This is a genomic window from Roseibium sp. M-1 (genome assembly GCF_054515675.1).
The window spans coordinates 2,700,458-2,727,160 of the sequence record NZ_CM137257.1 but is presented as its reverse complement, the minus strand read 5'-3'; the positions used below and the strand labels follow the sequence as shown (position 1 = coordinate 2,727,160).

Genomic DNA, 26,703 nt, shown 5'->3' with positions numbered 1-26,703 from the left:
GCTTGCCGATAACCAGATGACATGAACGGATCTGAAATCTATCACCGGCTGATCGGCCTTATCGAGGAACGGGTTCTGAAGCCCGGCGACCGCCTGCGCGAGGCGGATCTGGCCGAGGAATTCGGCGTCTCGCGAACGCCGATCCGCGAGGGGCTGAAGCGGCTGGAGGCGCAAGGGCTCGCCGTGCACGAGCCCAACCGCGGCATGGTGGTGCCGACGCTGGATCACGGCCAGATCAACGAGGTCTATTTCATGCGCGAGGTGCTGGAAGGCACCGCAGCAGGCCTTGCCGCAAAGCATGCCTCCAAACCGGAAATCGAGATCCTGCAGGACCTGGTGACCGCAGACCGCCAGCGCATTGCCGACAAGGACAGTCTGGTCCGTTCCAACCGCGAATTCCACCGGCGTCTGTGCCTGGCCTCGCACAACCGCTACCTGGTCGACCAGATCGACCATCTGCGCCTGTCGCTGATCCTAATGGCGGGCACCACGCTGGATACGCCCGAGCGGCGCGAGACGGCGGTGGAAGAACATGCGGCCATCGTCAAGGCGATTGCCGGGGGCGACAGCGCTGCCGCCGAAACCGCAGCCCGCCTCCACATCGCCCACGCCCACAAGACGCGGCTGCAGCAGATCTGATCACGTGAGCAGGTTGCCGTTCACCGACAGGACCAGGTCGGCGAGGGCCGCGATGGCGATCATGGCGAAGGTCAGCACCATGCCGGTCATGCGGAATATGAGTGGTTCGGGATCCCGGCTGACGCCATATGCATGCAGCACGCGACCGGCAAGGAGTGCAGCGCCAAGCGTCCAGAGCAGCCAGGGGGCGCCACCCATCATTTCCAGCATGAGCAGGAGCAGCAGCGCAATCGGCACATATTCTGCGAAGTTGCTGTGAACCCGCATCCGCCGCAGCAGGGCGAGGTTGCCCTTGTCCCCGATGCCGATCCGCTCGGACTTTCTCACCGCGATGACGCGTGCGCTGAGAAGAAGATAAAGCAGAGCCAGGAGACCGGCGATGAAGGGCGTGACGGATACGGGCATGGCTCACTCGCAAGGTGGGGCCGACGGCAAAAGCTGCCGCCGAATCGATCAGCTTACGTTAACGCCATTTCCACGGATCAGCACTCGACGATGTTGACCGCCAGGCCGCCTTTCGAGGTCTCCTTGTACTGCTCCATCATGTCCATGCCGGTCTGGCGCATGGTCTCGATGCAGCCGTCCAGCGGCACGAAATGCGAGCCGTCGCCGCGCAGGGCCAGCGAGGCCGCCGTCACCGCCTTGACCGCGCCAAGCGCATTGCGCTCGATGCAGGGGACCTGGACAAGGCCGGCAATGGGATCGCAGGTCATGCCGAGATGGTGTTCCAGAGCGATTTCGGCCGCGTTCTCGATCTGCTCGTTGGTGCCGCCGAGCGCCGCGCAAAGGCCCGCCGCCGCCATTGCGGATGCTGATCCGACTTCGCCCTGACAGCCGACTTCGGCGCCGGAGATCGAGGCGTTGGACTTGATGATGCCGCCGATGGCCGCCGCCGTCAGCAGGAAGGTGCGCACGCCCTTGGCATCGGCACCGGGGCAATGGTCGAGGTAATAGCGGGTGACCGCCGGAATGACGCCGGCCGCACCATTGGTGGGGGCTGTCACGACACGCCCGCCGGCGGCGTTTTCCTCGTTCACTGCCATGGCATAGACGCCGAGCCAGTCGACCACGTTATGTTCGAAAGGCGGGTTCGTCCGGCCTTCGCGGATGAGCTTCTGGTAAATGTCGGCTGCGCGGCGTTTCACCTTGAGGCCGCCCGGCAGGATGCCGCTCTGCGTGATGCCGCGGTTGATGCACGAATCCATTGCCGACCACAGCCGGTCGATGCCTTCCTCGACCTCTTCCAGCGGCTTGTCGGAACATTCGTTCTGCAGCTTCATTTCGGCGATGGAAAGTTCGGCCTCCCGTCCCATCGCCAGCATCTGTTTTGCCGTCGCGAAGGGGAAGGGCACATCCTGCTTGGCGAGCTCGTTGACCGGCTCGTTGGAGGTCTTCCGCAATTCGGATTCGCTGACGACGAAACCGCCGCCGATCGAATAATAGACGAAGGTGTCGATGATCGCGCCGGATGCATCCAGTAGATGGAAGGTCATGCCGTTGGCATGCAGCGACAGCGGTGGGCCATAGTCGAAGATGACATCGCGCGCAGGATCGAAATGCAGCTCCGGCAGGCCGGCGATGACCAGCTTCTGTTCCTGCGCCAGGACCTCCAGCATCGGTTCGACCTGGTCCGGGTCGAGCGTGTCGGGACGGGCGCCCAGAAGGCCGAGGCAGACGGCCTTGTCGGTCGCATGGCCCTTGCCGGTGAAGGCGAGCGAGCCGTGCAGGGTGACGGTGATCCGCGCAGCCCGGCTTTCGGCACCTGCCAGGCCGCGCAGCCTGTCGAGGTAACGATGGACGGCGACCATGGGGCCGACAGTGTGCGAACTGGAAGGCCCGATGCCGATTTTGAAGATATCGAAGACGCTGATGAACATCTATTTGGAGACCGCTTTCGTCGGAGCGCCGGTTCTCCGGCGCCTGGATTTCAGGCTAACAGATAGCGTCATGCGCTCCTCCATTCAAACGGGCATTTTTGTGTTATTTGCGACATGCCCCCGGAACAGGCGTTTTCTTTCGCCGTTGCCGGGCGGGTGAAACGGTTCACGGAAACAGTTGTTTGCGAAATGGCGCTTTGATAGCGTGCGGCTTCCTTTCAAATGCAACTATTCCAGACAAGAGCCTCACATGACCTCGCAGCACCCGGCAGACCTGACCGATGTCCTGGCGTCCAAGAAGGACGCGTTCCAGATCCCGGAGGGCGTCATCTATCTCGACGGAAATTCGCTCGGTGTGCTGCCGAAACATGTTCCCGCACGCATCAGCGAGGTGGTGACGAAGGAATGGGGCACCAGCCTCATCCGCGCCTGGAACACGCACAGCTGGATCGACCTTCCGGCCCGCACCGGCGACCGCATCGCCCGCTTGGTCGGCGCGCCGAAGGGCTCGGTCGTGGCCTGCGACAGCACCTCGGTCAATGTCTTCAAGGTGCTGTCGGCGGCCTTGTCCTTGCGACCGGGCCGAAAGGTCATCCTGTCCGACAACGGCAACTTCCCGACCGATCTTTATGTTGCCGCGGGTCTGAAGGAGCTGCTGGCCAAGGGCCACGAGCTGAAGATCGTTGACCCCGAAGCGGTCAAGGACGCGATCACCGAAGACGTCGCTGCGGTGATGCTGACCCAGGTCGATTATCGCACCGGCCGCGTGCACGACATGGCGGATCTGACGCGTTCAGCCCATGCGGCAGGCGCAATCGCCATCTGGGACCTTGCCCATTCCGCCGGTGCCATCCCGGTCGATCTTGCCGGAACGAAAGCCGATTTCGCCGTTGGCTGCGGCTACAAGTATCTGAACGGCGGTCCGGGGGCACCGGCTTTCCTCTATGTCGCGCCGGAGCATCAGGAGAAGGTGACCTCGCCGCTGACCGGCTGGATGGGCCACGAAGCGCCATTTGCCTTCGATCTCGATTACCGCCCGGTGACGGGCATTGCCCGCATGACGGTCGGAACACCGGCGATCCTGGCGCTTTCCAGCCTCCATGCGGCGCTGGATGTCTTTGAAGATGTCGATATGGCCGATATCAGAGCCAAGTCCATTTCGCTCAGCGAACTCTTCATTGCCGAGGTGGAGGCCAGGTGCCCGGGCCTGGAGCTTGCCAGCCCGCGCGACCCGGCGGCGCGCGGCAGCCAGGTCTCCTTCCGCTTTGCCGAAGGCTATGCGGTGATGCAGGCGCTGATTGCCCGCGGCGTCATCGGCGATTTCCGCGCGCCCGACGTCATGCGCTTCGGCTTTACGCCGCTTTATCTGTCGCACCAGGATGTCATCGGTGCGGTCGATATCCTGCGCGACATTCTGGAAAGCGGGAGCTGGAACACGCCGGAGTTCAAGACCCGTGCGAAGGTGACCTGACGGGCAGCGTTACCCCGCCTTCAAAGAGCGGAAATGCGCGTCTGGGTCTGCAGCATGGATCTGAATTGGTCTTCCGCTACCGGTCTGGAATAGAGGAAGCCCTGAAAGCGGTTGCAGCCGTTTTCCGACAGCCAGGTGCGCTGACCGATCGTTTCCACACCTTCGGCGACGACGCTGGCACCGAGGGCCGAAGCGAGCGACAGGATCAGCTTGACGATGGCGCCGCCGGTTTCGATGTCGGCCATGAACATGCGGTCGATCTTGATGCCGTCGATCGGATAGTTGTGCAGGTAGGCAAGGTTCGAATAACCCGTGCCGAAATCGTCGATGACGATCCTGTAGCCGGCCTTCTTCAGCGAAGTCAGTGTGTCATAGGCATGCGGAATGTCGCCCAGAAGCACGTTCTCCGTAATTTCCAGCGAGATCTGGCCCGGATCGCAGCCCGTTTCCATCGGCAGCGTCTGCATGCGCGACAGGAAAACCGGGTCGGACAATTGCCGCGGAGACACGTTCATGGCCAGCGGCACGGCGAGGTTCCGGCGTGCCAGCTCCGCCTGCATGGAGCCGACACTGTGGCAGACCCAGGCGCCGATCTCGTTGATGAGACCGGTTTCCTCGGCAATCGGGATGAACTCATCCGGATTGATCAGGCCTTTTGAAGGGTGCTGCCAGCGGATAAGGGCTTCGGCGGCAACGACCCGGTCCGTGCGCGTGCAGGCGATCGGCTGGTAGTGAAGCAGGAACTGGCCGTCGCGAATGGCCCGTTCCAGGTCCTTCTTGATGGTCAGGTGTTCGTCGCGCAAGAGCCGCATCCTTTCGCGGAAGCGCACGCATTTGTTCTTGGGTTCCGTCTTGGCCTGGTAAAGGGCCAGATCGGCGTGCCGCATGAGCTGGTCGATGCTGGCGCCGTCCTCCGGGTAGTGGGCATAGCCTATGCTGAGCCCGACGCGGCGCGGCTTGTTTTCAAGGATCTGCGGTGTCGAGAAGGCGAGCAGCAGCGACTGGCCGAACCAGTCCGGACTGTTGAGGCCGGGTTTTTCCAGGTGGCAGATCAGGAATTCGTCGCCGCCGAGCCGCGCGACGATGTCGTCCGGTCCGGCAAGGTCCTTCAGTTTGCGGGCGACGAGTTGCAGCAGGTTGTCACCGGCTGCATGGCCGAGCGAGTCGTTGACCATCTTGAAATCGTCGAGATCGACCAGATAGAGCGTTGCCGTCTGGCTCGTGTCTTCCGCCGTACGCAGCACCTGCGCCAGCCGTTCCTTGAGATAGGTGCGGTTGGACAGGCCCGTCAACGTGTCGTGACTGGCAAGGTACTGCGCCCGCTCCTTGGTCTCGTGCAGTTCGGTGACATCGATTTCACTGACAAGATAGGCCGGCTGGCCCGTCACGGCATCGTGGCAGGCCCGGATCGTCACCTCGTGCCAGCGCGTGCCGGCGCTGGTCCTGACATTGGCCACCTGCCCGGCGGAACGTTCCTTTTCGACGCGTTCGAGCAGCCGCTGCGCCTCGCCGGGATCGACGAATTGGAGCTCGAATTCCGTTTCGATACCGATGCAGGCCGCCCTCGACGCGGTGTTGCGGTAAAGCGGGGCGCCGTTTTCGGAAAACAGCGAGATCATCACCGTGGTGTGCATCAACGCTTCGGCGCTGCGCAGCGTTTCCGGCTGCTGTTCGTGATGCGGCCGGCCTTCGCACAGAAGGGCCATGCGCCCGTCCTTCAGGCGAATGCCGCTCATGACAACCTGCAGCACCTCTGCCTTGCCCTTGGGATAGAGCGTCCAGATCTCCGAAAAGCTGACGTCGTGCTTGCTGAAATCCTGCTGGTACTGGCGCAGCCGCTGCTCGACGGAATGGGACATGTCCGCCCCCATGTCGCGGGCGCGCAGCTCTTCCAGCGTCTCCGAGCCGGTAATTTCCAGTGCCTTGCGGTTTGCCCAGATGATGTGCTTCTGATCGAAGTCGAATATCCAGATGCCCGTGTCGAGACGGTCGTAAACGGAAAAGATCAGATCCCGATCCACTCTGCCGTCCGGAATATCCATAGGCAGAGAGCCGAGTGACCCGTCTTTTTCGCGCGTCGTCTGGGATAGATCGGGCAAACGGGACAGGTTCAATCTCCACAAGAGACGAAGGTGGAAGTCAGGGGCATATCCGGGCAATTGGCAGAGACAACTGTCCGGATACCGATGTTGTATTCAGTATCGCTGCGAAAGTTTAATGATCGAGAATATACCATTCAATTCAAAATCAAGAAATCCGCTGGCAATCTTAACGAGACCTGCTGATACGTCTAAATTCCAAAGAATGAATATTTGCCCTCGATAAAATTTACAGAGAATTGAAGGGTTTGTTGCGTAGTCATCGCAACCGCTCCGGTTCTGGAAGAGTGCCGGGTACAGTCCGGAAAACTTTGCAACTTTGACTTTGCCATGGTTCTCTCCCGGCAGCCGTGCCAGCCGGACCGAACTCGGGATCTTGACGAATGACTGACCTTATCGACATCACACCGCCGGTGCGGCCGGGAATCGCGGTCTATTCGGGCGATGCACCTTACGAGGCGTCCTGGACGGTGGAGATCTCCGACGATTGCCCGGTGAATGTCGGCCAGTTTTCCATGTCCAGCCATTGCGGCGCTCACGCGGACGCGCCGCTTCACTACGACCCGGACGGCCTTGGCATCGACCAGCTCGACCTGCATGACTTCGTCGGTCCGGCAAGGCTGATCGATGCACGCGGGGCAGGAGCGCTCTGCCAGCCGGAGGACCTGGCACCTTTTCTGGAGGGCTGTCCGCCGCGTGTCCTGGTCCGGCTCGGCGAGGAGCGCGATCCCCTGGTCTGGCCGGACGGCTACCGCGCCCTGGCGCCCGACTCGATGACGCTGCTTGCCGATGCCGGCGTGAGGCTGATCGGGGTGGATGTCCCGTCTGTCGATCCGGACGGTTCGGAAAATCTGCCGAGCCACGGGATCGCCCGTTCCCGCGACATGCGGATTTTGGAAAATCTTGCTCTTTCTGCGGTGGAACCCGGTGATTATGAGTTGATTGCGCTGCCAATGAAGCTAGAAGGGCTGGACGCCGCGCCGGTGCGGGCCATTTTGCGCCCGCTCTGAAGAAGTCCGGTCAACGGACAGGCGGCAAAAGAAAAAGAAGAACGACCGTTGGGAGCGGCGAGGAGCATGAATGCTGGAGCTTGATCGGCTCGTCATGGATTTCAGCGGATTCAGGGCGGTGAATGGCTGCTCGTTCCGCGTCGGGGAAGGCAGCATCACCGGATTGATCGGCCCGAACGGGGCCGGGAAGACAACGCTTTTCAACCTGATCGCAGGCGCGTTGCAGCCGACCAGCGGCACGATCCGGTTTCTGGGTGAGGATGTCACCAGTCTGGAAAGCCACGAGCTGTTCCACAAGGGACTGGTCCGCACGTTTCAGATCCCGCACGAATTTCACAAGCTGACGGCGCTGGAAAACCTGATGATGGTGCCGCCGTCGCAGCCGGGCGAAAGCCTCTTTTCCAACTGGTTTGCATGGGGCCGGGTAAAGGCAGCCGAGGCTGAGGTGGAAAAGAAAGCCTATGAGACGCTGGCTTTCCTTGAACTGACCCATGTTGCGCATGAGCCCGCCGGCAACCTCTCCGGTGGCCAGAAGAAGCTTCTGGAACTCGGCCGCACCATGATGACCGATGCGAAGCTGGTGCTGCTGGACGAACCGGCAGCCGGCGTCAACCGCACGCTGCTGCGCAAGCTCGAGACAAAGATCGAGATCCTCAACAAGGAACGCGGCTACACCTTCATCCTGATCGAACACGACATGGAAATGATCGAGAAACTGTGCGACCCGGTCGTCTGCATGGCCGAGGGCAAGGTGCTGATCGAGGGTGATTTTCAGACAGTGCGCTCCAACCCCGAAGTCCTGGAAGCCTATCTCGGCGAGACCACGGGAGACGCCGCATGACAGCGCTTCTTTCCATGGAGGGCATCACCGGCGGTTACGGTGAGGCCGATATCCTGCAGGATGTCTCGATGCGGGTGGAGCAGGACGAGATCGTCGTCATTGTCGGCCCCAATGGTGCGGGCAAATCCACCGCCATGAAATCCGTCTTCGGTCTGCTTACCATCCGCGGCGGCAAGTTGCTGTTCGACGGCGACGACATCACCGGCTGGGCTCCCAATCGCATCGTCCAGCGCGGCATCTGCTACGTGCCGCAGGTCGACAACATCTTCCGGGAAATGTCGATCCACGAGAATCTGGAAATGGGCGGCTTCCTGAAAAAGGGAGATCTTTCCGCCGCCTATGACCGGGTCTATGACCTGTTCCCGGATCTGAAGGAACGCCGCAAGACGCTTGCCGGATCGCTTTCCGGCGGCCAGCGCCAGATGGTGGCGATGGGCCGGGCGCTGATGCTGGACCCCAAACTGCTGCTTCTGGATGAGCCGACCGCGGGCCTGTCTCCCAAATACATGGAACAGATCTTCCGGATATGCCGCGACGTGCGCGACACCGGTGTTGCCATCCTGCTGGTGGAGCAGCACGCCAAGCAGGCGCTCGCCTTTGCCGACCGGGGCTACGTGCTTGCCGCCGGCAAGAACCGCCACGAAGGCACCGGTGCCGATCTTCTTGCCGACCGCGAAGTCGCCGAAATGTTCCTGGGGGGCTGAGCGGCATGGAATTCATGGAACTCATCAATTTCTACGTCATTCCGGGCGTCGTGCTCGGGTCGATCTATGCGCTGGGTGCTGTCGGCATCACGCTGATCTTCGCCATCCTGCGCTATGCGCATCTCGCCCATGGTGATCTTGCAACCCTCGGCGCCTTCATCGCGCTTGCCTGCGTCACCGGCCTCGGTATCTCTCCCTACGTCGCCCTGCCGATCGCGATCCTGGCGACGGCTGCCGTTGCCGTCGGTGTGGACAAGGTCTTCTACGAGCATCTGCGCGAGCGGCCGAAGATCGTCACCGTGATGGCTTCGCTCGGCATCGCCCTGATGATCCGTGCCGTCGTGCAGGTCGTCTGGGGCGTCGATACGGAAACCTACAGCCGCGGCATCGTCCGTCCGCATGACTATTTCGGCCTGCGCGTCCGCGACCGGGAGCTCTATACCCTGCTCGCAATGATCCTGCTGGTCGGCGGCCTGCATCTGTTCCTGACCCGCTCCAAATGGGGCAAGGCCATGCGTGCCATGTCGGACAACCCGAACCTGGCGCTGCTGTCGGGCATCGACAACAAGAAGGTGGTGATGCTGACCTGGGTGATCGCGGGCGGACTGTGCGCCGCCTCCGGCTTCTTCCTCGGCCTCAACACCGAGCTGAAGGCCCTGATGGGCTGGCAGATGCTGCTGCCGATGTTCGCTGCCGCCATTCTGGGTGGTGTGGGACGCATCGAGGGGGCCGTGCTGGGCGGGCTCGTCGTCGGCATCGCCGAGGAGCTGTCGGTGCTGGTGATCCCGAGCGAGTACAAGGCCGCGATGGCCTTCGCCATCCTGCTCTTCATGCTGCTTGTGCGCCCGACCGGGCTGCTCAAGGGCAAGGTTCTATAAGGGAGGCGGGAACGTGGAATATCTCGGTCTTCTCAACTACGCCCTCTTCATGGCGATCTTCATCGGCATCTATGCGCTGCTGGCACTGGGTCTCAACATCCAGTGGGGTTTTGCCGGTCTCTTCAATGCCGGCATTGCCGGCTTCTTCGCCGTCGGCGCCTATACGTCGGCCGTTCTGACGACGGAATTCGACGAAGGCCGTCTTGGCGGCTTCGACCTGCACTTCGTCATCGGCTGGATCGGCGCCATGGTGGCCGCGGCGCTCGTCGCCTGGCCCATCGGCAAGATCTGTCTGCGTTTCCGCTCCGACTATCTGGCGATTGCTTCAATCGGCATTGCCGAGATCATCCGCCTGGTGATCAAGTCGGAACCGGCGCTGACCAACGGCGCGCGCGGCATCGCCGGCATTCCGCGTCCTGGCACGGAGTTTCCGGGGCTGGCTCAGGACATGGCCTATCTCGCCTCGCAGGCGGCCTATCTTGCCATCGTGCTGGTGGTTTTGGTGGCCGCCTATATCCTCGTGGAGCGCCAGTTCAACGCGCCCTGGGGCCGCATGATGCGCGCGATCCGCGACAATGAGGGCGCCGCCAAGGCCATGGGCAAGGATGTCGAATTCCGCCGCCTGCAGGCCTTCATCTTCGGCGCGGCTCTGATGGGGCTGGGCGGGGCGCTGTTTGCCCATTTCAACCGCTCGATCACGCCGGAAGCCATCGATCCGATGGTGGCGACTTTCCTCGTCTGGATCATGCTGATCCTCGGCGGCTCCGGCAACAACCGCGGCGCCATCCTGGGCGCGGCTGTCGTGTGGATCATCTGGTCCATGTCGGAAATCGCCACCGACCGCCTGCCGCCCGAATACGCCATCCAGGCGAAATATATCCGCCTGTTCCTGATCGGCCTGATGCTGCAGCTGGTGCTGCGGTTCCGGCCCGAGGGCCTGCTGCCGGAACCGCTCCGCGGCGACCGGCGGGCGAAGAAATCGGGTGCGGATCACATTTAGGTCCGTTCCCCGGGGCAGACTGCCGGTTCCGGCGAATTTGCCCCGAAAACACAAGAGTTCCGGCGAAGACCGGATTTTTGAGGAGGTACTATCATGAAAACCAGGCTTCTTACGCTTGCTGCCGGTCTGATGACCGCAACAGCGCTCGCAACCGCTCCGGCGATGGCCGACGTGAAAATCGGTCTGCTCGGCGGCATCTCCGGCCCGATCGCGGCCATGGCCCCTGCCATGATCGACTCGGCCCAGATGGCCATTGAGCAGGTCAACGAACAGGGCGGCATCGGTGCCGGTGAAAATCTGGTCGGCGTCGTCGGCGACAGCGCCTGCAACCCGCAGAACGGCACGGACGCCGCCACCAAGGCCGTCAACATCGAAGGCGTCGTCGGCATCGTCGGTCCGCATTGCTCGGGTGCCGTTCTGGCTGCCGCCGGTTCCGTCACCATTCCGGCCGGTATTACCCTGATCACGCCGTCCGGCACCTCGCCGGAAATCTCCAACCTCGAAGACAAGGGCACCGTTTTCCGCACCGTGCCGTCCGACGACTATCAGGGCCGCGCGCTTGCACGCACCCTGAAGGAACAGGGCTACGAGAAGGTCGCCGTTGCCTATCTCAACAACGACTACGGCACCGGCCTTGCCAATGCCTTCAAGGCGGAGTTCGTCGATGAACTCAGCGGCGAGATCACCCAGTTCGCAGCGCATGAGGAAGGCAAGGCCTCCTACCGCTCGAACCTTGCCGAACTCGCCAAGGGCGATGCCGACACCCTGGTCATCTTCGACTATGGCGACGGCACCGGCCTCACCATCCTGCGCCAGGCGCTGGAAAACGGCTTCTTCGAGAAGTTCGTCGGCGGTGACGGCATGAAGTCCGAAGCGGTGATCAACGAACTCGGCGTCGAAAATCTCAGCGGTTTCGTCGCGTCCTCCCCGGTCGGCGAACAGTCGCAGTCGCTCGAAGTCTTCAACGAAGCCTTCAAGGCCATCGGCGGAGACCCGGATGCGATCTTCGTGACCACCTCCTATGACGCAGCCTTCCTGCTGGCGCTTGCCATCGAGAAGGCCGGCGGCAAGAAGGAAGACGTCGCTGCCGCCATGATGGAAGTTTCCAACGGCGAAGGCGAACCGATCCTGCCGGGCGAGTGGAAGAAGGCCAAGGAGCTGATCGCAGCCGGCACGGCCATCGACTACAAGGGCGCGGCTGGCGACCACAATTTCGACGCCAAGGGCGACGTTCCGGGCACCTACGCCCTCTGGGAAGTCGGCTCCGAAGGCTTCGAAGTCCTGACCCAGATGCAGTAAGTTTTTCGCTTCGAAGAGCTTCTAAAAGAGACCGGCGGCTCGCAAGGGCCGCCGGTTTTGTTTTGAAGCGCCGCAAACACCTCCACCGTCATCCTGGACAAGCGCAGCCCCGCTGCGCGCAGATCCGGGATCCAGACGTATTTCGCGCGCCAGCGCGGCCTTGTTCCCCTTATTCAAGAAGTGTTCGCTCATGCTCACGCTGACGTGCTGGATTCCGGATCAGCGTGCAGCTCTGGCTGCACATGTCCGGAATGATGGCGAGGAAAAAACACTTTCACGTCGCTCTTACCCCCTCAGAGAAATCCCGCTATACAGCCCGCCATGCGTGATCTGGATGTTCTGGTTCTTGGCGGCGGGGCTGCCGGGCTGATGTGTGCGATTGAGGCGGCAAAGCACGGGCGATCAGTGCTCGTGGTGGACCATGCCAAAAGCCCGGCGGAGAAGATCCGGATCTCCGGGGGCGGGCGCTGCAACTTCACCAACATCCATTGTTCGCCGGCTAATTTTCTCTCGCAGAACCCTCGGTTCTGCGTCTCGGCGCTCAAGCGCTACACCCAGCACGACTTCCTGAAGCTGGTCGAAAAGCATCGCATTTCCTGGCACGAGAAAACCCTCGGACAGCTCTTCTGCGACGACAGCGCTAGGGACATCATCCGCATGCTGCTCACCGAACTGGAAGCTGCCGGCGGCAAGCTGCAGCTGGAGACGGAGATCAAGGCGGTCGGGAAGCCGGACGACCGTTTTTCCGTTGCGACCTCCAAGGGGCCTCTCCGGGCAAGGTCGCTGGTGGTCGCAACCGGTGGTCCTTCGATCCCGAAAATGGGCGCAACGGGCTTTGGCTATGAGCTGGCGAAACAGTTCGGCCTGAGCGTGATTGCGCCGCGGGCCGCGCTTGTGCCGCTGACATTCTCGGATGCCAACAGGGATCTTTGCAGCAAGCTTGCCGGTGTGTCGGTGGATGCGGTGGTCTCGTTCCAGAAGACCTCCTTCCGCGAGGGCCTGCTCTTCACCCATCGCGGCCTCTCCGGTCCGTCGATCCTGCAGATTTCCTCCTATTGGCAGGAGGGACAGCCGATCTCGGTGAACCTTTCACCTTCCAGCGACGTCTTCGAAACCCTCCGGCGGGCACGTCAGGAGAGCCCGAAACAGGACCTGAAGACGGCGCTTGGCCTGCTTCTGCCCAACCGGCTGGCGGAGGAACTGGCGCAGGCCTTTTCCCTGAAGGGGCGTCTTGCCGACCAGTCCGACAAGGTGCTGCGACGGGCGGCGGACCAGCTCAATCGCTGGCAGCTGACGCCGGTCGGCACGGAAGGTTATCGCACGGCGGAAGTGACGCTCGGCGGCGTCGACACAAAGGAACTTTCCTCCAAGACGATGGAAAGCGCTTCGGTGCCGGGGCTCTATTTCATCGGCGAGGCGGTTGACGTCACGGGCCATCTCGGCGGCTTCAATTTCCAGTGGGCGTGGTCGTCCGGGCACGCCGCCGGGCAGGTGGTCTGACGGCTCCATTCATCAATTCGTAGAAGAGCTTGCGCAGCGCAGCATTTTTTGATGATCGCTCCTCATTCATGGGTATAGTGGCTGGACTGGGCTAACCTTCAATCGGTTCCGATGCTGTCAACTTGTTCCCCCTCATCCTGAGGAAGCGCGCAAGCGCTGTCTCGAAGGATGGGCGGAAAACTCCGGAACAAGCGTCCCATCCTTCGAGACGGACCTGACGGTCCTCCTCAGGATGAGGGGAAATCGAACCGGATGACGGAAAACGGCTCATGGCAGATTGCCGGGGGGCGGAATGAAGCGCGTTACGATACACGATGTGGCCGACACGGCAGGGGTCAGCCTTGCGACGGTCGACCGCGTGCTGAACGGGCGCCCTGGCGTGCGCAAGGTGACGATCGAGAAGGTCAAACAGGCCGTCGAGACGCTGAACTATAAACCCGACGTCTTTGCCGCGGGCCTTGCCAAGAAGAGGCTCTACCGGCTGCATTTCCTGCTGCCGAACGGCCCCAACGCCTTCATGGAAGACCTCACGAGGGAAGCACTGTCGCATGCCGAGACCATGAGCGGCGACCGAATGCATGTGCATGTGGAGCCGATCGATGCCTTTGACGGCCACCGGGTGGCGGGCACGCTGGCGCTGCTCGACCGGTCGCAATGCGATGGGGTCGCGGTTGTCGCCCCGGCCTTTCCGGAGGTACAGGCTGCTATCGACCGGTTGCAGGACCGGGGCGTTCCGGTGGTGACACTCGTCTCCGATCATCCGTCGTCCACGCGCCAGCATTTCGTCGGCATCGACAACATGGCAGCGGGCCGCACGGCCGGCCGCCTTCTCGGCCGGTTCCTGCCCAGGGCGCCGGCGAAGATCGCCTTCATTGCCGGGTCCTTGGGGCTGCGCGATCACGCCGAGCGTTATGATGGCTGCCGGGAGGTGCTGGAAAGCGACTTCCCGCACCTGGAACTGCTGAAGGTGCGCGAAGGCCGGGACGACAATGCCCGCAACGCGGATCTGGTCAGGAAACTGCTTGCCGAGCACCCTGACCTTGCCGGGCTCTACAATATGGGCGCGGGCAACCGCGGCACGATTGCGGCGCTGACCGAAAGCGGAGGGGCCGACGGTGTCACCTTCATCGGTCACGAACTGACGCCCTATACCTATGATGCCTTGCGGGACGGCGTGCTTGACGCGGTCATCGCCCAGGATCCAGGCCACGAAATCCGCAGCGCGATCCGGGTCCTGAAGGCGCTCTGCGACGGTGCACCGATCATCGAGGGGCAGGAACGCATTGGCATCGACGTGTTCCTGAAGGACAATCTGCCCGAGATTTCCGAACCGATCGCTTCGACCGACCCGAATACCTGATCACACAACGACAAAACCAAGCCGTTTCCGGGGGGAAACCATTTGGAGGCCGTAAATGAGTAACGCACCTCAGAAAATCGTCAATCCGATCCTGCCGGGGTTCAATCCGGATCCGTCCATCTGCCGTGTCGGCGACGACTATTACATCGCGACCTCCACCTTCGAGTGGTATCCCGGCGTGCAGATCCATCATTCGAAGGATCTGAAGAACTGGCGGCTGGTCACCCGTCCGCTGACCCGGCCGGAACAGCTCGACATGCGCGGCAATCCGGATTCCTGCGGCATCTGGGCCCCATGCCTCACCCATGCCGACGGCAAGTTCTGGTTGGTCTATACGGATGTGAAGCGCAAGGACGGGGCCTTCAAGGACGCGCATAACTACATCGTCACGGCGCCATCGATCGAAGGTCCGTGGTCCGATCCGGTCTACACCAATTCCTCCGGCTTCGACCCGTCGCTGTTTCACGATGACGACGGCCGCAAGTGGCATCTCAACATGATCTGGGATCACCGTGTGGGCACAAATTCCTTTACCGGGATCGCGCTGCAGGAATTCGATCCGGAGGCGGGAAAACTCGTCGGGCCGATCCGCAACATCTTCAGGGGAACACCCTTGGGGCTGGTCGAAGGACCGCATCTTTATAAGCGCGACGGCTGGTACTACCTGCTGACGGCGGAAGGGGGCACGGGCTACGACCATGCCGTGACCCTGGCCCGCGCCCGGCGCATCGGGGGACCATACGAGCTTCATCCGGACACTCATCTGGTCACTTCCCGTTTCGATCCGGACAACCCGATCCAGCGCGCCGGTCATGGCGATATCGTCGAGACGCAATCGGGCGAAACCTACATGGTGCACCTGATGGGCCGGCCGCGCTTGGGTCAGAACCGCTGCCAGATGGGCCGGGAGACGGCGATCCAGAAATGCGTCTGGGGGGAGGACGGCTGGCTGCGGCTTGCCGCGGGAGGTCTTGCACCGCAGCTTGAAGTCGAAGGCCCCGCCTTGCCGCCGCATCCCTTCGAAGCGGTGCCTGCCCGGCATGACTTTGATAACGCGGAAATGCCTGCCGTCTTCCAGTGGCTGCGCACGCCCTATCCGGAGCGGCTGTTTTCGCTGAGCGCACGGCCGGGTCACCTGCGGCTCTTCGGCCGGGAGTCGCTCGGCAGCTATTTCGAACAGGCTCTCGTTGCCCGCCGGCAGACAGATTACGACTATGAGGCCGAGACGCTGGTCGACTTCCAGCCGGACAACATCCAGCAGACGGCAGGGCTCATCGCCTATTACGGCCGCTTCCAGTTCTTCTATCTGGCGGTGACCATGGACGAACATCTCGGCCGGGTTCTCACCCTGCTGTGCTGCCCGGGCGATGCACCGGAAGGTGCACTGCGGGCACCATTGGACAAACCGGTGAAGCTTCCCGGGACAGGTCCCGTCGGGCTGAAGGTGACGGTCGAGGGCATGGCACTCAGGTTCTGGTTCCAGTCAGACGGTCTCGACTGGCAGCGGATCGGCCCGGCCTTCGACGCGACGATCCTCTCGGACGAGGCGGCGGGACGTGGCGCTCACGGCAATTTCACCGGCGCCTTTGTCGGCATGCATGCCATGGACACGTCGGGCCAGGCAAAGCCCGCGGATTTCGACTTCTTCAGCTATCAGGCACTGGGCTAAGGGGAGAATTCGGCGGAAATCGGGGCACAATCGTTAAAAGTGGTCCCGTACATTCAATTTTTTGCATTGACCTTTCCGGGCGCGCACCGCATATCTAGGCCATGCGTTTGACCCAACAGACAAACTATGCCGTGCGCGCGCTGATGTACTGCGCCGTCAATCCGGACAAGCCAAGCAAGGTAGCGGATATCGCCGCCAGCTTCGACATGTCCGAGACCCATCTTTTCAAGATCATGAAAGTCCTGGTCGATGCAAATCTGATCAAGACCATTCGTGGCCGCAATGGCGGCGTCATGCTTGCCCGTCCCGCCGAGCAGATCTCGGTTGGCGAAGTGGTGCGGGCCGCGGAAGAAAGCTTCCTTCTGGCCGAATGCTTCGACAGTGGCCGCAAGGATTGCCCGCTGATCATGTCCTGCGGCTTCAACGGCCTGCTGCATGAGGCGCTGGAAGCCTTCATGGAAGTGCTGGACGGAAAGTCGATCGCCGATCTTTCCGAGGACCGTTTCGGCATGCGCGATCTCTTGAAGATCGAAACCGCCCATACGCGGATCGCTGCAAACGCTTGAGTTTTTCAGGAAGAAGTTTCGAAGGCGCCACCATCCGGTCGGCGCCTTTTTTGTATTCGGTTCTTGCGGAGAAAAGGCCGGGCTGGCTGGCCGCTGAGGGAGAGGAGAGGGCGGTTGGCTGGCCTGGCATTTGTCACCTCCGGTCGCCCGGAGGTCCTGACTACTTTGAAACCAGAGGACGCGATTTCCAGTTCCGTTTCGATCAGGCATTGCCTTGATAGGAAAACTTGAGTATGAGTGTCAAGTATAAAGTTGAGTTTGAAACTCATCTTTCGAACCCGATGTCCCAACACCCCTCTAACCGGCTGAGAAAAATACGGTTTTAGAGGGCATTCAAAGGCCAAGGACCGATTTCGCGCCATGACACCGACCGCCAACAGCCAGAAGAATCGCCTTTCCCTGGGATCCATCGGCCGCGCCCGCCAGGCGTTTGCGGCCAAACCGCCGCGCGAAGAAAAATCGGAGTTCGACACCCGCGAACTGTTCCACGGCCAGCGCCAGATCCAGATCCGCCACAACGACGAAACCTACCGCCTGTCGATCACCAAGCAAGGCAAGCTGATCCTGACGAAGTGAGGGTCTTGCCGCAGAGTGAGGCCGATCCCCTTCCCCACAAGGGCGGGCAATCGCATTTGGAATATTTCCTTATTCGGTGCGTTTGACAAATCTCCTCACCAGTGTCTCCGCGGACAAGCGAAGCGCAGATCCGGGGCCTACTCGCAGTTCCACTTGCCGAAACGTGCAAGATTTCATGAAGAAGTCGCCAGCACTCCAGCTCTCTGGAAGCGAGTGGGCCCCGGGTCTCGCGATGCTCGCCCGGGGTGACGCCAGTGTTTTCTGCAGGCCTCTTCCAAACTCGATTGTCCTCCCCACAAAGAGGAAGGGGACAGGCCCTGCCTTCGGCATTCTGCGTAATCCAATCGCCATTATTGGAAATGGAGTCCCGGCTTTCCGCTGCGCTGCGGCCGGCAGGACATCTGGAGATCGACCGGTCAGCCTCTTACGCCGCGAATATCGCCACCGGCTTGCCGACACCGCGCAGGGCGTGTTCACCCATGGCGTTGAGGCCGGTCTGCAACTCGCCTGAGAGGGCCTCGCGCACGGGTTCGGTCAGGAGGAGTTCCCGGCCGAGCGGCTTGCACAGGCTTTCCACCCGGCTGGTCTCGTTGACGGCCCGGCCGATCACCGTGAAGTCGAGCCGCTCCTCGCCGCCCACATTGCCGAAAAACACTTCTCCCCGGTGAAGACCGATGCCGATCTTCAGGGGGTGCCAGTGGGCCGGATCCGGCAGGCCTTCCGGCGGATCGAGATTGAGGTCGTCGATGGCCTTCAGCGCCGCCCGCGCGGCCTTTACTGCAGCGTTGGCGGCATCGGTCTCGCCGAGTGCCTTCTGATCGAAGACGGCCAGGACGCCATCGCCCATGAATTTCAGGATGTCGCCGCCATGGCTGAGGACCGCGTCTGAAATCCGGTCGAAATAGGCGTTGAGAATTGCGGTCACTTCCGGACCGGAGAGACGGTCGGCAAGCTGGGTAAAGCCGCGCATGTCGGACATGAACACCACCGCCTTGATCGCCTCGCCATCACCGCGCTTGATCAAGCCGTCCAGCACCCGCTGGCCGGCAATGGGGCCCAGATAGGTGTCGGCGACGTTGCGGGCGATGCGCTGCACGATGTGGCGCTCGATATGAAGAGCCAGCAGGTCGATCAGGCTGCGGATCTTGTCCTTTTCGATCGGCGGAAACCCGCCTGGCCGGCATGAGGCCAGCGTCATCGCATTGCTCTTTTCGTGTGAGGAACTGAGCGGAAGGGCGACATAGGTGGTGTAACCCTGGTCGGCGAGCTCTCGCATCAGCGGTGCGGAATTGGCGCCTTCCTCGCTTTCCAGGTCAACCTTGATGGTCTGGCCCTCGTTGATGACGTGGAAAAGCGGGTTGCGGGTAAACGCTTCGGTCTTGGGCGCATTGGCGTCCGCCGCCACTTCGTCGCAGAAACAGTCCTGGCTGTTCCAGACCCAGGAAAAGCCGATGACGCGCGGATGCAGCGTGCCGATATGCAGTGTCGCCCGGTCGATGGCGAGGCCTGCCGCCTTGCAGCGCCACATGAACTCCTCGAACATGAGCATCACGTTGTCGATCCGCGTCGCCTCATGCAGCAGCCAGGCATGCAGCTCGTCAAACGTCAGCGAGGCCGGCGCGCAGGCCGGTCCCCGGTCGGAACGGGCCAGCAAGTAGACATGGGGCGCGTATGTGCGCGGGGCGGGATCAAGCACGGCTTTGTTCATCGGGGCTCCGGACCTTTGTCTCGGCTATATCTCGGGCGGCGAGGGACAAAGTTCAATCGCAAAAGGTCCGGGAGGGGAAGGAAAGCGGATTGAAAGGCTTGCGGGAGCAAGGGGCCCATCCTTCGAGACGCCTGGCTTTGCCAGGCTCCTCAGGATGAGGGTGTTAGAGATTGAAACGCTGCTTGAGGGTGCAGCAAACACCAACCTCATCCTGAGGAAGCGCGATAGCGCTGTCTCGAAGGATCGGCCACCAACTCCGGAAATCGAGCCTCGGGCAGCGATCTAGTGGAGCGAATTTGACATTTGAGTCCCGCTCGCGGCTAGGCTGATGCTCAAATGTCAAATTCAAAAGCTCCACTAGAATCATATATTTATCTAGTGGTTCTTATGATTCTGACATTTGCTCCAGCACTAGCAGCAGGGGGATGCAAATGTCAGAATCGAACCACTAGAACGCGGCCTCGACGCCGCCCATTTCCACGTAGACGCTCTTGATCTGGCTGTAATATTCGATCGCGGCGTGGCCGTTCTCGCGGCCGATGCCGGATTTCTTGTAGCCGCCGAAGGGCATCTCGATCGGGGTCAGGTTATAGGCGTTGATCCAGCAGGTGCCAGCCTGGAGCTGGTCGATTACCCGGTGGGCGCGCTGGATGTCCTTGGTAAAGACACCGGCGGCGAGGCCGAACTCGGTGTCGTTGGCCCGCGCGATCACTTCGTCTTCGCCTTCAAAGTCGAGCACGCTCATGACAGGGCCGAAGATCTCCTCGCGGGCAATGCGCATGTCGTCGGTGACGTCGGCAAAGACGGTCGGCTGGACGAAGTAACCATCAGGGAAGCTGTCGACAGTGGCCGCATTGCCGCCGCAGACGAGCCGCGCCCCCTCGCGCTCACCGAGCTGCATGTAATGCATGACCTTGTCGAACTGCTGCCGGGAGACGAGCGGGCCGATGTTTGTCGCCTCGTCCAGTGGATCACCGAGGACGGCGTTGCCGGTCCGCTCCGCCAGACGCGTGACAAAGGCTTCCTTGATCGCCGCATGCACGAAGACGCGGGTGCCGTTGGAACAGATCTGGCCGGTGGAATAGAAATTGGCGTTGATGGCAGCGGAGACCGCGTTCTCGATATCCGCATCCTCAAAGACGATCAGGGGTGACTTGCCGCCGAGCTCCAGCGTGGTCTTCTTCAGGTGCTCGCCCGCAAGAGCCGCCACCTTCGCGCCCGTCGGCACGGAGCCGGTCAGAGAGACTTTCGCAATCGCCGGATGAGCGACCATCTTGGCGCCGACATCGCCGAAACCCTGCAGGACGTTGAAAACGCCCGCCGGCAAGCCTGCCTCGGTGAAGGCCTCTGCCAGCTTCAGGGCGCTGAGTGGGGTCACCTCGGATGGCTTGAAGATCATGGCATTGCCGCAGACAAGCGCGGGCGCCGATTTCCAGCAGGCGATCTGGATCGGGTAGTTCCAGGCGCCGATGCCGAAGCAGATGCCGAGCGGCTCGCGTTTTGTAAACGCGAAGGAGCCGCCGAGATTGATGTGCTCTCCGGTCAAGGTCGCCGCCAGGCCGCCGAAATATTCCAGGCAGTCCGCTCCCGAGGCCGCGTCGGCAATCAGGGTCTCCTGCAGCGGCTTGCCTGTATCCAGCGTTTCCAGGATCGAAAGCTCGCGGTTCTTCTCGCGCAGGATCTCCGCCGTGCGGCGCAGCACCCGGCCGCGTTCGGCTGCAGGTGTCGCGGCCCAGATCTTCTGGCCTTCCTGAGCCGAGCGGATCGCGGCGTCGATCACGGCATCGTCGGCCGTGTGGATCCGGGCGATGACTTCGCCGGTCGCCGGATAAAGGGAATCGAAAGGCGTTCCGTTCTGGCTCTCCAGATATGAGCCGCCGACATAGTGGGACGCTTGCGGTTGGGCGCGCATGTTTTGGCTCCTGTAACTTTCGTCTCTGCCCGGTATCTGTCTGCAACCGCCAGCTTATCGCTGGCTGGCTTCCCAATTCGGGTGGATCCAGGGTTCCTGGTTGGACGCGGGCAGCGGTGTCTTGCCGAGAATATGATCCGAGGCCTTTTCCCCGACCATAATCGAGGGGGCATTCAGATTGCCATTGGTGATTTGCGGGAAGATGGAACTGTCGGCAACCCGCAGGCCTTCGACGCCGATGACCCGGCATTCCGGATCGACGACGGCCATGGGATCATCCTTGGCCCCCATGCGGCAGGTACCGCAGGGGTGATAGGCGCTCTCCACGTGCTCGCGGATGAAGCCGTTCAATTCCTCGTCGCTCTGGACCTTGTCGCCCGGCTGGATCTCCTTGCCGCGATAGGGCGAGAAGGCCTCCTGGCTGAAGATCTCGCGGGTCAGGCGGATGCAGGTACGGAAATCCTCCCAGTCGTCCTCATGTGACATGTAGTTGAAGAGGATCGAGGGTTTTGCGCGCGGGTCGCTGGACGTCAGCTTGATCCGGCCCCGCGACTTGGACCGCATCGGACCGACATGAGCCTGGAAACCGTGGCCTTCGGCCGCTGCCTGACCGTCGTAGCGCACCGCAAAGGGAAGGAAGTGATACTGGATATCGGGATATTTGACGCCCGCCCTGGAGCGGATGAAGGCGCAGCTCTCGAACTGGTTCGAGGCACCGAGCCCTTGCTTCAGGAACAGCCATTGCGCGCCGATCAGCGCCTTGGAGACGAGGTTCCAGTGCTTGTAGAGCGTGATCGGCTGGGTGCAGGCCTGCTGCAGGTAGAGTTCCAGGTGATCCTGCAGGTTGGCGCCGACGCCCGGCCGGTCGGCGACGACATCGATACCGAGGGCCGAGAGATCGGATGCCGGGCCGATGCCGGACTGCAGCAGGATCTTCGGGGAATTGATGGAGGAGGCGGCAAGTACGACTTCGCGGGCAGCCCTTGCCTCGCGAATCTCGCCACCGGTCTCGAATTCGACGCCGACCGCGCGCTTGTCCTCGATCAGGATGCGGCGCACCAGCGCGCCCTTGATCAGGGTGATGTTGCCACGCTTCAGCGCCGGACGAAGATAGGCATTGGCAGCGGACCAGCGGCGGCCCCGGTGGACCGTCATCTCCATGTCGCCGAAGCCTTCCTGGCGCTCCCCGTTATAGTCTTCGGTGACACCGTAGCCGGCCTGTTCACCCGCGCTCTTGAAGGCGTCGAACAATGGGTTCCACTTGGTGCCGCGTTGCACATGCAGCGGGCCGCTGTTGCCACGCCAGCCTTCCTGGCCGCCATGGCTGTGTTCCTGGCGTTTGTAATAGGGCAGAACATGCCGGTAGCCCCAGCCGCTGGCACCCATCTCTTCCCAGGTGTCGAAGTCGCAGGCGTGGCCCCGCACATAGACCATGCCGTTGATGGAGGACGACCCGCCGATGACCTTGCCGCGCGGTGTCGCCAGCCGGCGGCCTCCGAGATGCGGCTCAGGCTCGCTGGAATAGCCCCAGTCGTAGAGCGGCATGTTCATCGGGTAGGAGAGGGCGGCCGGCATCTGGATCAGCGGGCCGACATCGGTGCCGCCGAATTCCAGCACCAGGACCCGGTTGCGCGGGTCTTCGGAGAGCCGGTAGGCCATCGCGCAACCGGCGGAGCCGGCGCCGACGATGATGAAATCGAACTGGTCACTCATGAGGGTCTCCGCCGTAGGTCAGCTCTGGGACTTGCGTGCCAGATGCACGGCAATCTGGGTTTCCACATAATCCTCGACCATCGCGATGGCCGCGTGCCGGTCGGTGTTGCCGCTGCGCAGCGCCTGGCGGATCCAGACGCCGTCGATCATTGAGGCGGTGCCTTCGGCGATGCGGCGCGCCTCGTCCTGCGGCATGAAGGACCTGAGGTTATGGGTGAGGTTGGAGGCAAGCCGTGCCGCATAGATCGCCAGCAGGCGATTGTTGCTGTCGGTGGTGCGCGACTGGACATAGAAGGCCAGCCAGGCGGCAATCACGGCCGGCTGGAACTGGTCGACGGCAAAGTTGCCGGCAATGATGGCGCTGATGCGTTCCCGCGGGGTTTCCGCCTTGGCAAGGCCGTCGCGGATCGCCCGGCCGAGCTCGGTCAGGAGATGGCGCATGGTGGCCGCAAGAAGCTGGTCCTTGGAGCCGAAATAGTGATGCACCAGGCCGCCGGAAACACCGGCGCGCTTGGCGATCTGGGCCATGGTCACGTCGCTGTAGCCGCGCTCGTGGATGGCATCCACCGTCGCATCGATAAGGCTGCGCCGCCGCTCTTCTTCCATACCGACCTTGGGCATCTCGACCTCCTGCACTCCTTCGGTCTTATTTTTAATTGATCAATCAATCAATGAAAACTTGCAAATTTTTCTCGTGGATGTTTGGATCGAGTTTGGGCAGGCTGTGGAAGGAGGAAACGGAGGGCACTAAAACCAGACCGTCACCACACGCCCTGCAAAAAACAAGAAAAGAAAATTTTCCATAGGAGGTATGCATATGAAAGTAGCAGCGAAACTCGCTGGAGGCCTGGCGCTTGGGCTTCTGCTTACAGGTACGGCCCTGGCCAACGACCCGGAAAGCTGCAAGGCCGTCCGCTTCTCCGATGTGGGCTGGACCGACATCACGGCAACCACTGCGGCCACCTCGGTCGTTCTGGAAGCGCTCGGTTACGAGCCGGATGTGAAGATCCTCTCCGTGCCGGTGACCTACGTGTCCCTGAAGAACAAGGATATTGATATCTTCCTCGGCAACTGGATGCCGACCATGGAAGGTGACATCGCGCCGTACCGCGAAGACGGTTCCGTAGAGACTGTCCGCGCCAACCTGGAAGGTGCGAAATACACCCTTGCCGTGCCGAAGAAGACCTATGACAAGGGCCTGAAATCTTTCGCCGACATCGCCAAGTTCAAGGACGATCTCGACGGCAAGATCTACGGCATCGAGCCTGGCAACGATGGCAACCGCCTGATCATCGACATGATCGACCAGAACCAGTTCGAGCTGTCCGGCTTTGAAGTCGTGGAATCCTCCGAGCAGGGCATGCTGTCTCAGGTTGCCCGTGCGACCAAGCGGGACAAGGACATTGTCTTCCTCGGCTGGGAACCGCATCCGATGAACGCCAACTTCGACATGGCCTATCTCGAAGGCGGTGATGACGTCTTCGGCCCCAACTATGGCGGTGCGACGGTCTACACCAACGTGCGTGCAGGCTATGTCAAGGACTGCCCGAACGTTGGCAAGCTGCTGGAGAACCTGGAATTCTCCCTGCCCATGGAAAACGAAATCATGGGTGCTATCCTGATCGACGGGGAAGACCCGAACAAGGCGGCTGCCGCCTGGCTGAAGGAACACCCGGCAACATTCGAAAACTGGCTCGTTGGCGTGAAGACCATTGATGGCGGCGACAGCTTCGCAGCCGTCAAAAGTGCGCTCGGCCTCTGATCGCAGCAGCTGAAAGGACGCCGGCATTCGTGCCGGCGTCTTCGTGTCGGGATAACATGAAGAGGGGGCGCCAGCTTGGAGTGGCTGACCAAATTTAAATTGCCCATCGGACCTTGGATCGAGGACGCCTTCGACTGGCTGACGAACAACGTCGACTGGGTATTCGACGGGATCTCGCTGTTCCTTGAAAAGCTGATCGGTGGAATTCTCTGGATCCTGCAGGCGCCTCACCCCCTGATCATCGTCGTCGCCGCCGCGGCACTCGGGTATGTGGTGCATCGCAAGATCACCTTCGTGCTTTTTGTTGCCGTCTCGCTGCTGCTCATCATCAACCAGGGATACTGGGAACAGACGACTGAAACCCTTGCGCTTGTCGTGGCCTCCGCCGCGGTCTGCATGGTGATGGGGGTTCCGATCGGCGTCATGGCCGCCCACAGGCCGCGCTTCTATGCGTTTCTGCGCCCCGTTCTCGACATGATGCAGACGATCCCGACCTTCGTTTACCTGATCCCGGCCATGGTTCTTTTTGGCCTCGGCATGGTCCCGGGTCTGATCGCAACGGTAATCTTTGCTCTTCCGGCACCGATCCGGTTGACCCAGCTGGGTGTCTCCTCGACGCCGACAGCACTCATCGAAGCGGGGCAGGCTTTCGGCGCAACCAAGCGGCAGCTCCTGTGGAAGATCGAACTGCCTTTTGCGCTGCCGCAGATCATGGCGGGTCTGACCCAAACCATCATGTTGTCGCTGTCGATGGTCGTCATCGCCGGCATGGTCGGTGCCCCGGGCCTCGGCCGCGAAATCGTCCGGGCACTGAACACGGTCAATATCGCCAAGGGCTTCGAGGTCGGCATCTGCATCGTGCTGATCGCCATCGTACTCGACCGGTTCTTCCACGTCAGTGAAGGGAGCAAGCGATGAGCGAGCAACAGACATCACCGGTCGTTTCCTTCAAGGATGTCGACATCGTCTTCGGCGAAAAGCCGCAATCGGCGCTGCCGCTGATCGACGCGGGCAAGACGCGTCAGGAGATCCAGGCCGAAACCGGCCAGATCCTCGGCGTCGCCGGGGCGACCTTCGACATCCATGAAGGCGAGGTCATCGTGCTGATGGGCCTTTCCGGCTCCGGCAAATCGACGCTGCTGCGTGCAGTCAACGGTCTCAACCCGGTCATCCGGGGCGAGGTCCAGGTTCATGACGGCAACCGCTACGTCAATCCGGAAACCTGTTCGGAAAACGATCTGAGGGAGCTGCGCCGCCACCGGATCGGCATGGTGTTCCAGCAATTCGGCCTGCTTCCCTGGCGTACCGTTGCCGACAATGTCGGCTTCGGTCTGGAGCTGGCGGGCATGCCGGTCAAGGAAAGGGCCGCCAAGGTGGAGGCACAGCTCAAGCTGGTCGGTCTCACCGGCTGGGGCGAGAAATACGTGCACGAGCTCTCAGGCGGCATGCAGCAGCGTGTGGGCCTTGCCCGGGCCTTTGCCACCGACGCGCCGATCCTTCTGATGGACGAGCCTTTCTCGGCCCTCGATCCACTCATCCGCGACAAACTGCAGGACGAGTTGCTCGACCTGCAGAAGGAGTTGAACCGGACCATCATCTTCGTCAGCCACGATCTGGACGAGGCCGCAAAGATCGGCTCGCGCATCGCGATCATGGAAGGCGGACGGGTGATCCAGCTCGGCACCTCGCAGGAGATCGTCAAGACACCGGCAACGGACTACGTGGCCGAGTTCGTCAGCCACATGAACCCGCTCAACGTGCTCCGGGCCCGCGACATCATGGTGCCGCCGGGCAGCTTGCCGGGCTCGCTCGCCGGTGCCGTGACTTGCGACGCCGCGAGCTCCATCCGCGAAGTCGCAACGTTGAAGAAGTCGAGCAAGGACCCGATCGTCGTCCAGAGCGACGGCGCCATTGTCGGCGTCATCGGCGAAAAGGAACTGCTGGACTGCATGGTGTAGTCGAGCTGGCTGTTGCCGCATGCAGCTATTATGCTCTGACCTCATCCTGAGGAGCCGCGTGAGCGGCGTCTCGAAGGATAGGCCGCTTGCACCGGAATTTGCCGCCCATCCTTCGAGACGGACCTGCGGTCCTCCTCAGGATGAGGTTTTTGGTTTTGGCA

At 61.8% G+C, this 26,703-nt stretch carries 23 protein-coding genes; 16 read left to right on the top strand and 7 right to left on the bottom strand.

The features are described from left to right. The first annotated feature begins 21 nt into the window (after window positions 1–21). Window positions 22–639, top strand: coding sequence for a GntR family transcriptional regulator (locus ACX3M4_RS12280; protein ID WP_459358866.1), 618 nt, complete (start codon window positions 22–24; stop codon window positions 637–639). Here the strand turns inward: ACX3M4_RS12280 and ACX3M4_RS12275 are convergent, their stop codons facing one another. Then, the gene (locus tag ACX3M4_RS12275; protein ID WP_459358865.1) at window positions 640–1,044 is read right to left on the bottom strand and encodes an MAPEG family protein; all 405 of its coding nucleotides are present in this window, start codon (window positions 1,042–1,044) and stop codon (window positions 640–642) included. Window positions 1,045–1,121: 77 nt separating this feature from the next. Continuing rightward, entirely contained in the window at window positions 1,122–2,516 is a 1,395-nt protein-coding gene (locus tag ACX3M4_RS12270; protein WP_459358864.1) for an L-serine ammonia-lyase, read from the bottom strand. Between the two features lie 250 nt (window positions 2,517–2,766). Here ACX3M4_RS12270 and kynU point away from each other — a divergent pair, with 250 nt between their 5' ends. After that, entirely contained in the window at window positions 2,767–3,987 is a 1,221-nt protein-coding gene (kynU, locus tag ACX3M4_RS12265; protein WP_459358863.1) for a kynureninase, read from the top strand. 20 nt (window positions 3,988–4,007) lie between these two features. Here the strand turns inward: kynU and ACX3M4_RS12260 are convergent, their stop codons facing one another. Continuing rightward, window positions 4,008–6,008, bottom strand: a complete 2,001-nt coding sequence (locus tag ACX3M4_RS12260) for a putative bifunctional diguanylate cyclase/phosphodiesterase (protein ID WP_459358862.1) — start codon at window positions 6,006–6,008, stop codon at window positions 4,008–4,010. Window positions 6,009–6,469: 461 nt separating this feature from the next. Here ACX3M4_RS12260 and kynB point away from each other — a divergent pair, with 461 nt between their 5' ends. The 11 genes from kynB to ACX3M4_RS12205 all read left to right on the top strand — a co-directional run bounded on the left by kynB (window position 6,470) and on the right by ACX3M4_RS12205 (window position 17,489). Next, window positions 6,470–7,096: an arylformamidase gene (gene kynB, locus ACX3M4_RS12255; RefSeq protein ID WP_459358861.1), complete on the top strand. Its 627-nt coding sequence runs from the start codon at window positions 6,470–6,472 to the stop codon at window positions 7,094–7,096. A 70-nt stretch (window positions 7,097–7,166) separates the two neighbouring features. Next, window positions 7,167–7,937: an ABC transporter ATP-binding protein gene (locus tag ACX3M4_RS12250; RefSeq protein ID WP_459358860.1), complete on the top strand. Its 771-nt coding sequence runs from the start codon at window positions 7,167–7,169 to the stop codon at window positions 7,935–7,937. Continuing rightward, window positions 7,934–8,641 (top strand): ABC transporter ATP-binding protein, encoded by a 708-nt coding sequence (locus ACX3M4_RS12245; RefSeq protein ID WP_459358859.1) that lies wholly within the window; start codon window positions 7,934–7,936, stop codon window positions 8,639–8,641. Before ACX3M4_RS12250 ends, ACX3M4_RS12245 begins: the two co-directional genes overlap by 4 nt. Before the next feature lie 5 nt (window positions 8,642–8,646). Continuing rightward, window positions 8,647–9,519 carry a branched-chain amino acid ABC transporter permease gene (locus ACX3M4_RS12240; protein WP_459358858.1) on the top strand — a complete coding sequence of 291 codons (873 nt, stop codon included), beginning with the start codon at window positions 8,647–8,649 and terminating at the stop codon, window positions 9,517–9,519. 13 nt (window positions 9,520–9,532) lie between these two features. Further along, window positions 9,533–10,519, top strand: a complete 987-nt coding sequence (locus ACX3M4_RS12235; RefSeq protein WP_459358857.1) for a branched-chain amino acid ABC transporter permease — start codon at window positions 9,533–9,535, stop codon at window positions 10,517–10,519. Window positions 10,520–10,612: 93 nt separating this feature from the next. After that, complete coding sequence (locus ACX3M4_RS12230; protein ID WP_459358856.1) at window positions 10,613–11,818, top strand: ABC transporter substrate-binding protein; 1,206 nt, start codon at window positions 10,613–10,615, stop codon at window positions 11,816–11,818. A gap of 321 nt (window positions 11,819–12,139) precedes the next feature. Continuing rightward, window positions 12,140–13,318 carry a BaiN/RdsA family NAD(P)/FAD-dependent oxidoreductase gene (locus ACX3M4_RS12225; RefSeq protein WP_459358855.1) on the top strand — a complete coding sequence of 393 codons (1,179 nt, stop codon included), beginning with the start codon at window positions 12,140–12,142 and terminating at the stop codon, window positions 13,316–13,318. A 292-nt stretch (window positions 13,319–13,610) separates the two neighbouring features. Continuing rightward, a complete protein-coding gene (locus ACX3M4_RS12220) occupies window positions 13,611–14,678 on the top strand; it encodes a LacI family DNA-binding transcriptional regulator (protein WP_459358854.1) in 1,068 nt (355 codons plus the stop codon). Between the two features lie 55 nt (window positions 14,679–14,733). Continuing rightward, entirely contained in the window at window positions 14,734–16,347 is a 1,614-nt protein-coding gene (locus ACX3M4_RS12215; RefSeq protein WP_459358853.1) for a glycoside hydrolase family 43 protein, read from the top strand. Between the two features lie 101 nt (window positions 16,348–16,448). Then, window positions 16,449–16,913: an Rrf2 family transcriptional regulator gene (locus ACX3M4_RS12210; RefSeq protein WP_459358852.1), complete on the top strand. Its 465-nt coding sequence runs from the start codon at window positions 16,449–16,451 to the stop codon at window positions 16,911–16,913. Between the two features lie 360 nt (window positions 16,914–17,273). Beyond that, window positions 17,274–17,489: a hemin uptake protein HemP gene (locus ACX3M4_RS12205; protein ID WP_459358851.1), complete on the top strand. Its 216-nt coding sequence runs from the start codon at window positions 17,274–17,276 to the stop codon at window positions 17,487–17,489. 424 nt (window positions 17,490–17,913) lie between these two features. Here the strand turns inward: ACX3M4_RS12205 and ACX3M4_RS12200 are convergent, their stop codons facing one another. From ACX3M4_RS12200 to betI, 4 genes are all read right to left on the bottom strand, one after another. Beyond that, window positions 17,914–19,197, bottom strand: coding sequence for an adenylate/guanylate cyclase domain-containing protein (locus ACX3M4_RS12200; RefSeq protein ID WP_459358850.1), 1,284 nt, complete (start codon window positions 19,195–19,197; stop codon window positions 17,914–17,916). A 448-nt stretch (window positions 19,198–19,645) separates the two neighbouring features. After that, window positions 19,646–21,109 carry a betaine-aldehyde dehydrogenase gene (betB, locus tag ACX3M4_RS12195; protein WP_459358849.1) on the bottom strand — a complete coding sequence of 488 codons (1,464 nt, stop codon included), beginning with the start codon at window positions 21,107–21,109 and terminating at the stop codon, window positions 19,646–19,648. 54 nt (window positions 21,110–21,163) lie between these two features. After that, entirely contained in the window at window positions 21,164–22,822 is a 1,659-nt protein-coding gene (gene betA / locus ACX3M4_RS12190; RefSeq protein WP_459358848.1) for a choline dehydrogenase, read from the bottom strand. A gap of 18 nt (window positions 22,823–22,840) precedes the next feature. Then, window positions 22,841–23,443, bottom strand: a complete 603-nt coding sequence (betI, locus tag ACX3M4_RS12185; RefSeq protein ID WP_459358847.1) for a transcriptional regulator BetI — start codon at window positions 23,441–23,443, stop codon at window positions 22,841–22,843. 196 nt (window positions 23,444–23,639) lie between these two features. Between betI and ACX3M4_RS12180 the strand changes: the two genes are divergently transcribed. The 3 genes from ACX3M4_RS12180 (at window position 23,640) to choV (ending at window position 26,542) form a co-directional block, all read left to right on the top strand. Beyond that, window positions 23,640–24,584: a choline ABC transporter substrate-binding protein gene (locus ACX3M4_RS12180; RefSeq protein WP_459358846.1), complete on the top strand. Its 945-nt coding sequence runs from the start codon at window positions 23,640–23,642 to the stop codon at window positions 24,582–24,584. Window positions 24,585–24,659: 75 nt separating this feature from the next. Next, the gene (gene choW, locus ACX3M4_RS12175; protein WP_459358845.1) at window positions 24,660–25,502 is read left to right on the top strand and encodes a choline ABC transporter permease subunit; all 843 of its coding nucleotides are present in this window, start codon (window positions 24,660–24,662) and stop codon (window positions 25,500–25,502) included. Next, window positions 25,499–26,542 carry a choline ABC transporter ATP-binding protein gene (choV, locus tag ACX3M4_RS12170; protein WP_459358844.1) on the top strand — a complete coding sequence of 348 codons (1,044 nt, stop codon included), beginning with the start codon at window positions 25,499–25,501 and terminating at the stop codon, window positions 26,540–26,542. Before choW ends, choV begins: the two co-directional genes overlap by 4 nt. The last annotated feature ends 161 nt before the right edge of the window (window positions 26,543–26,703 follow it).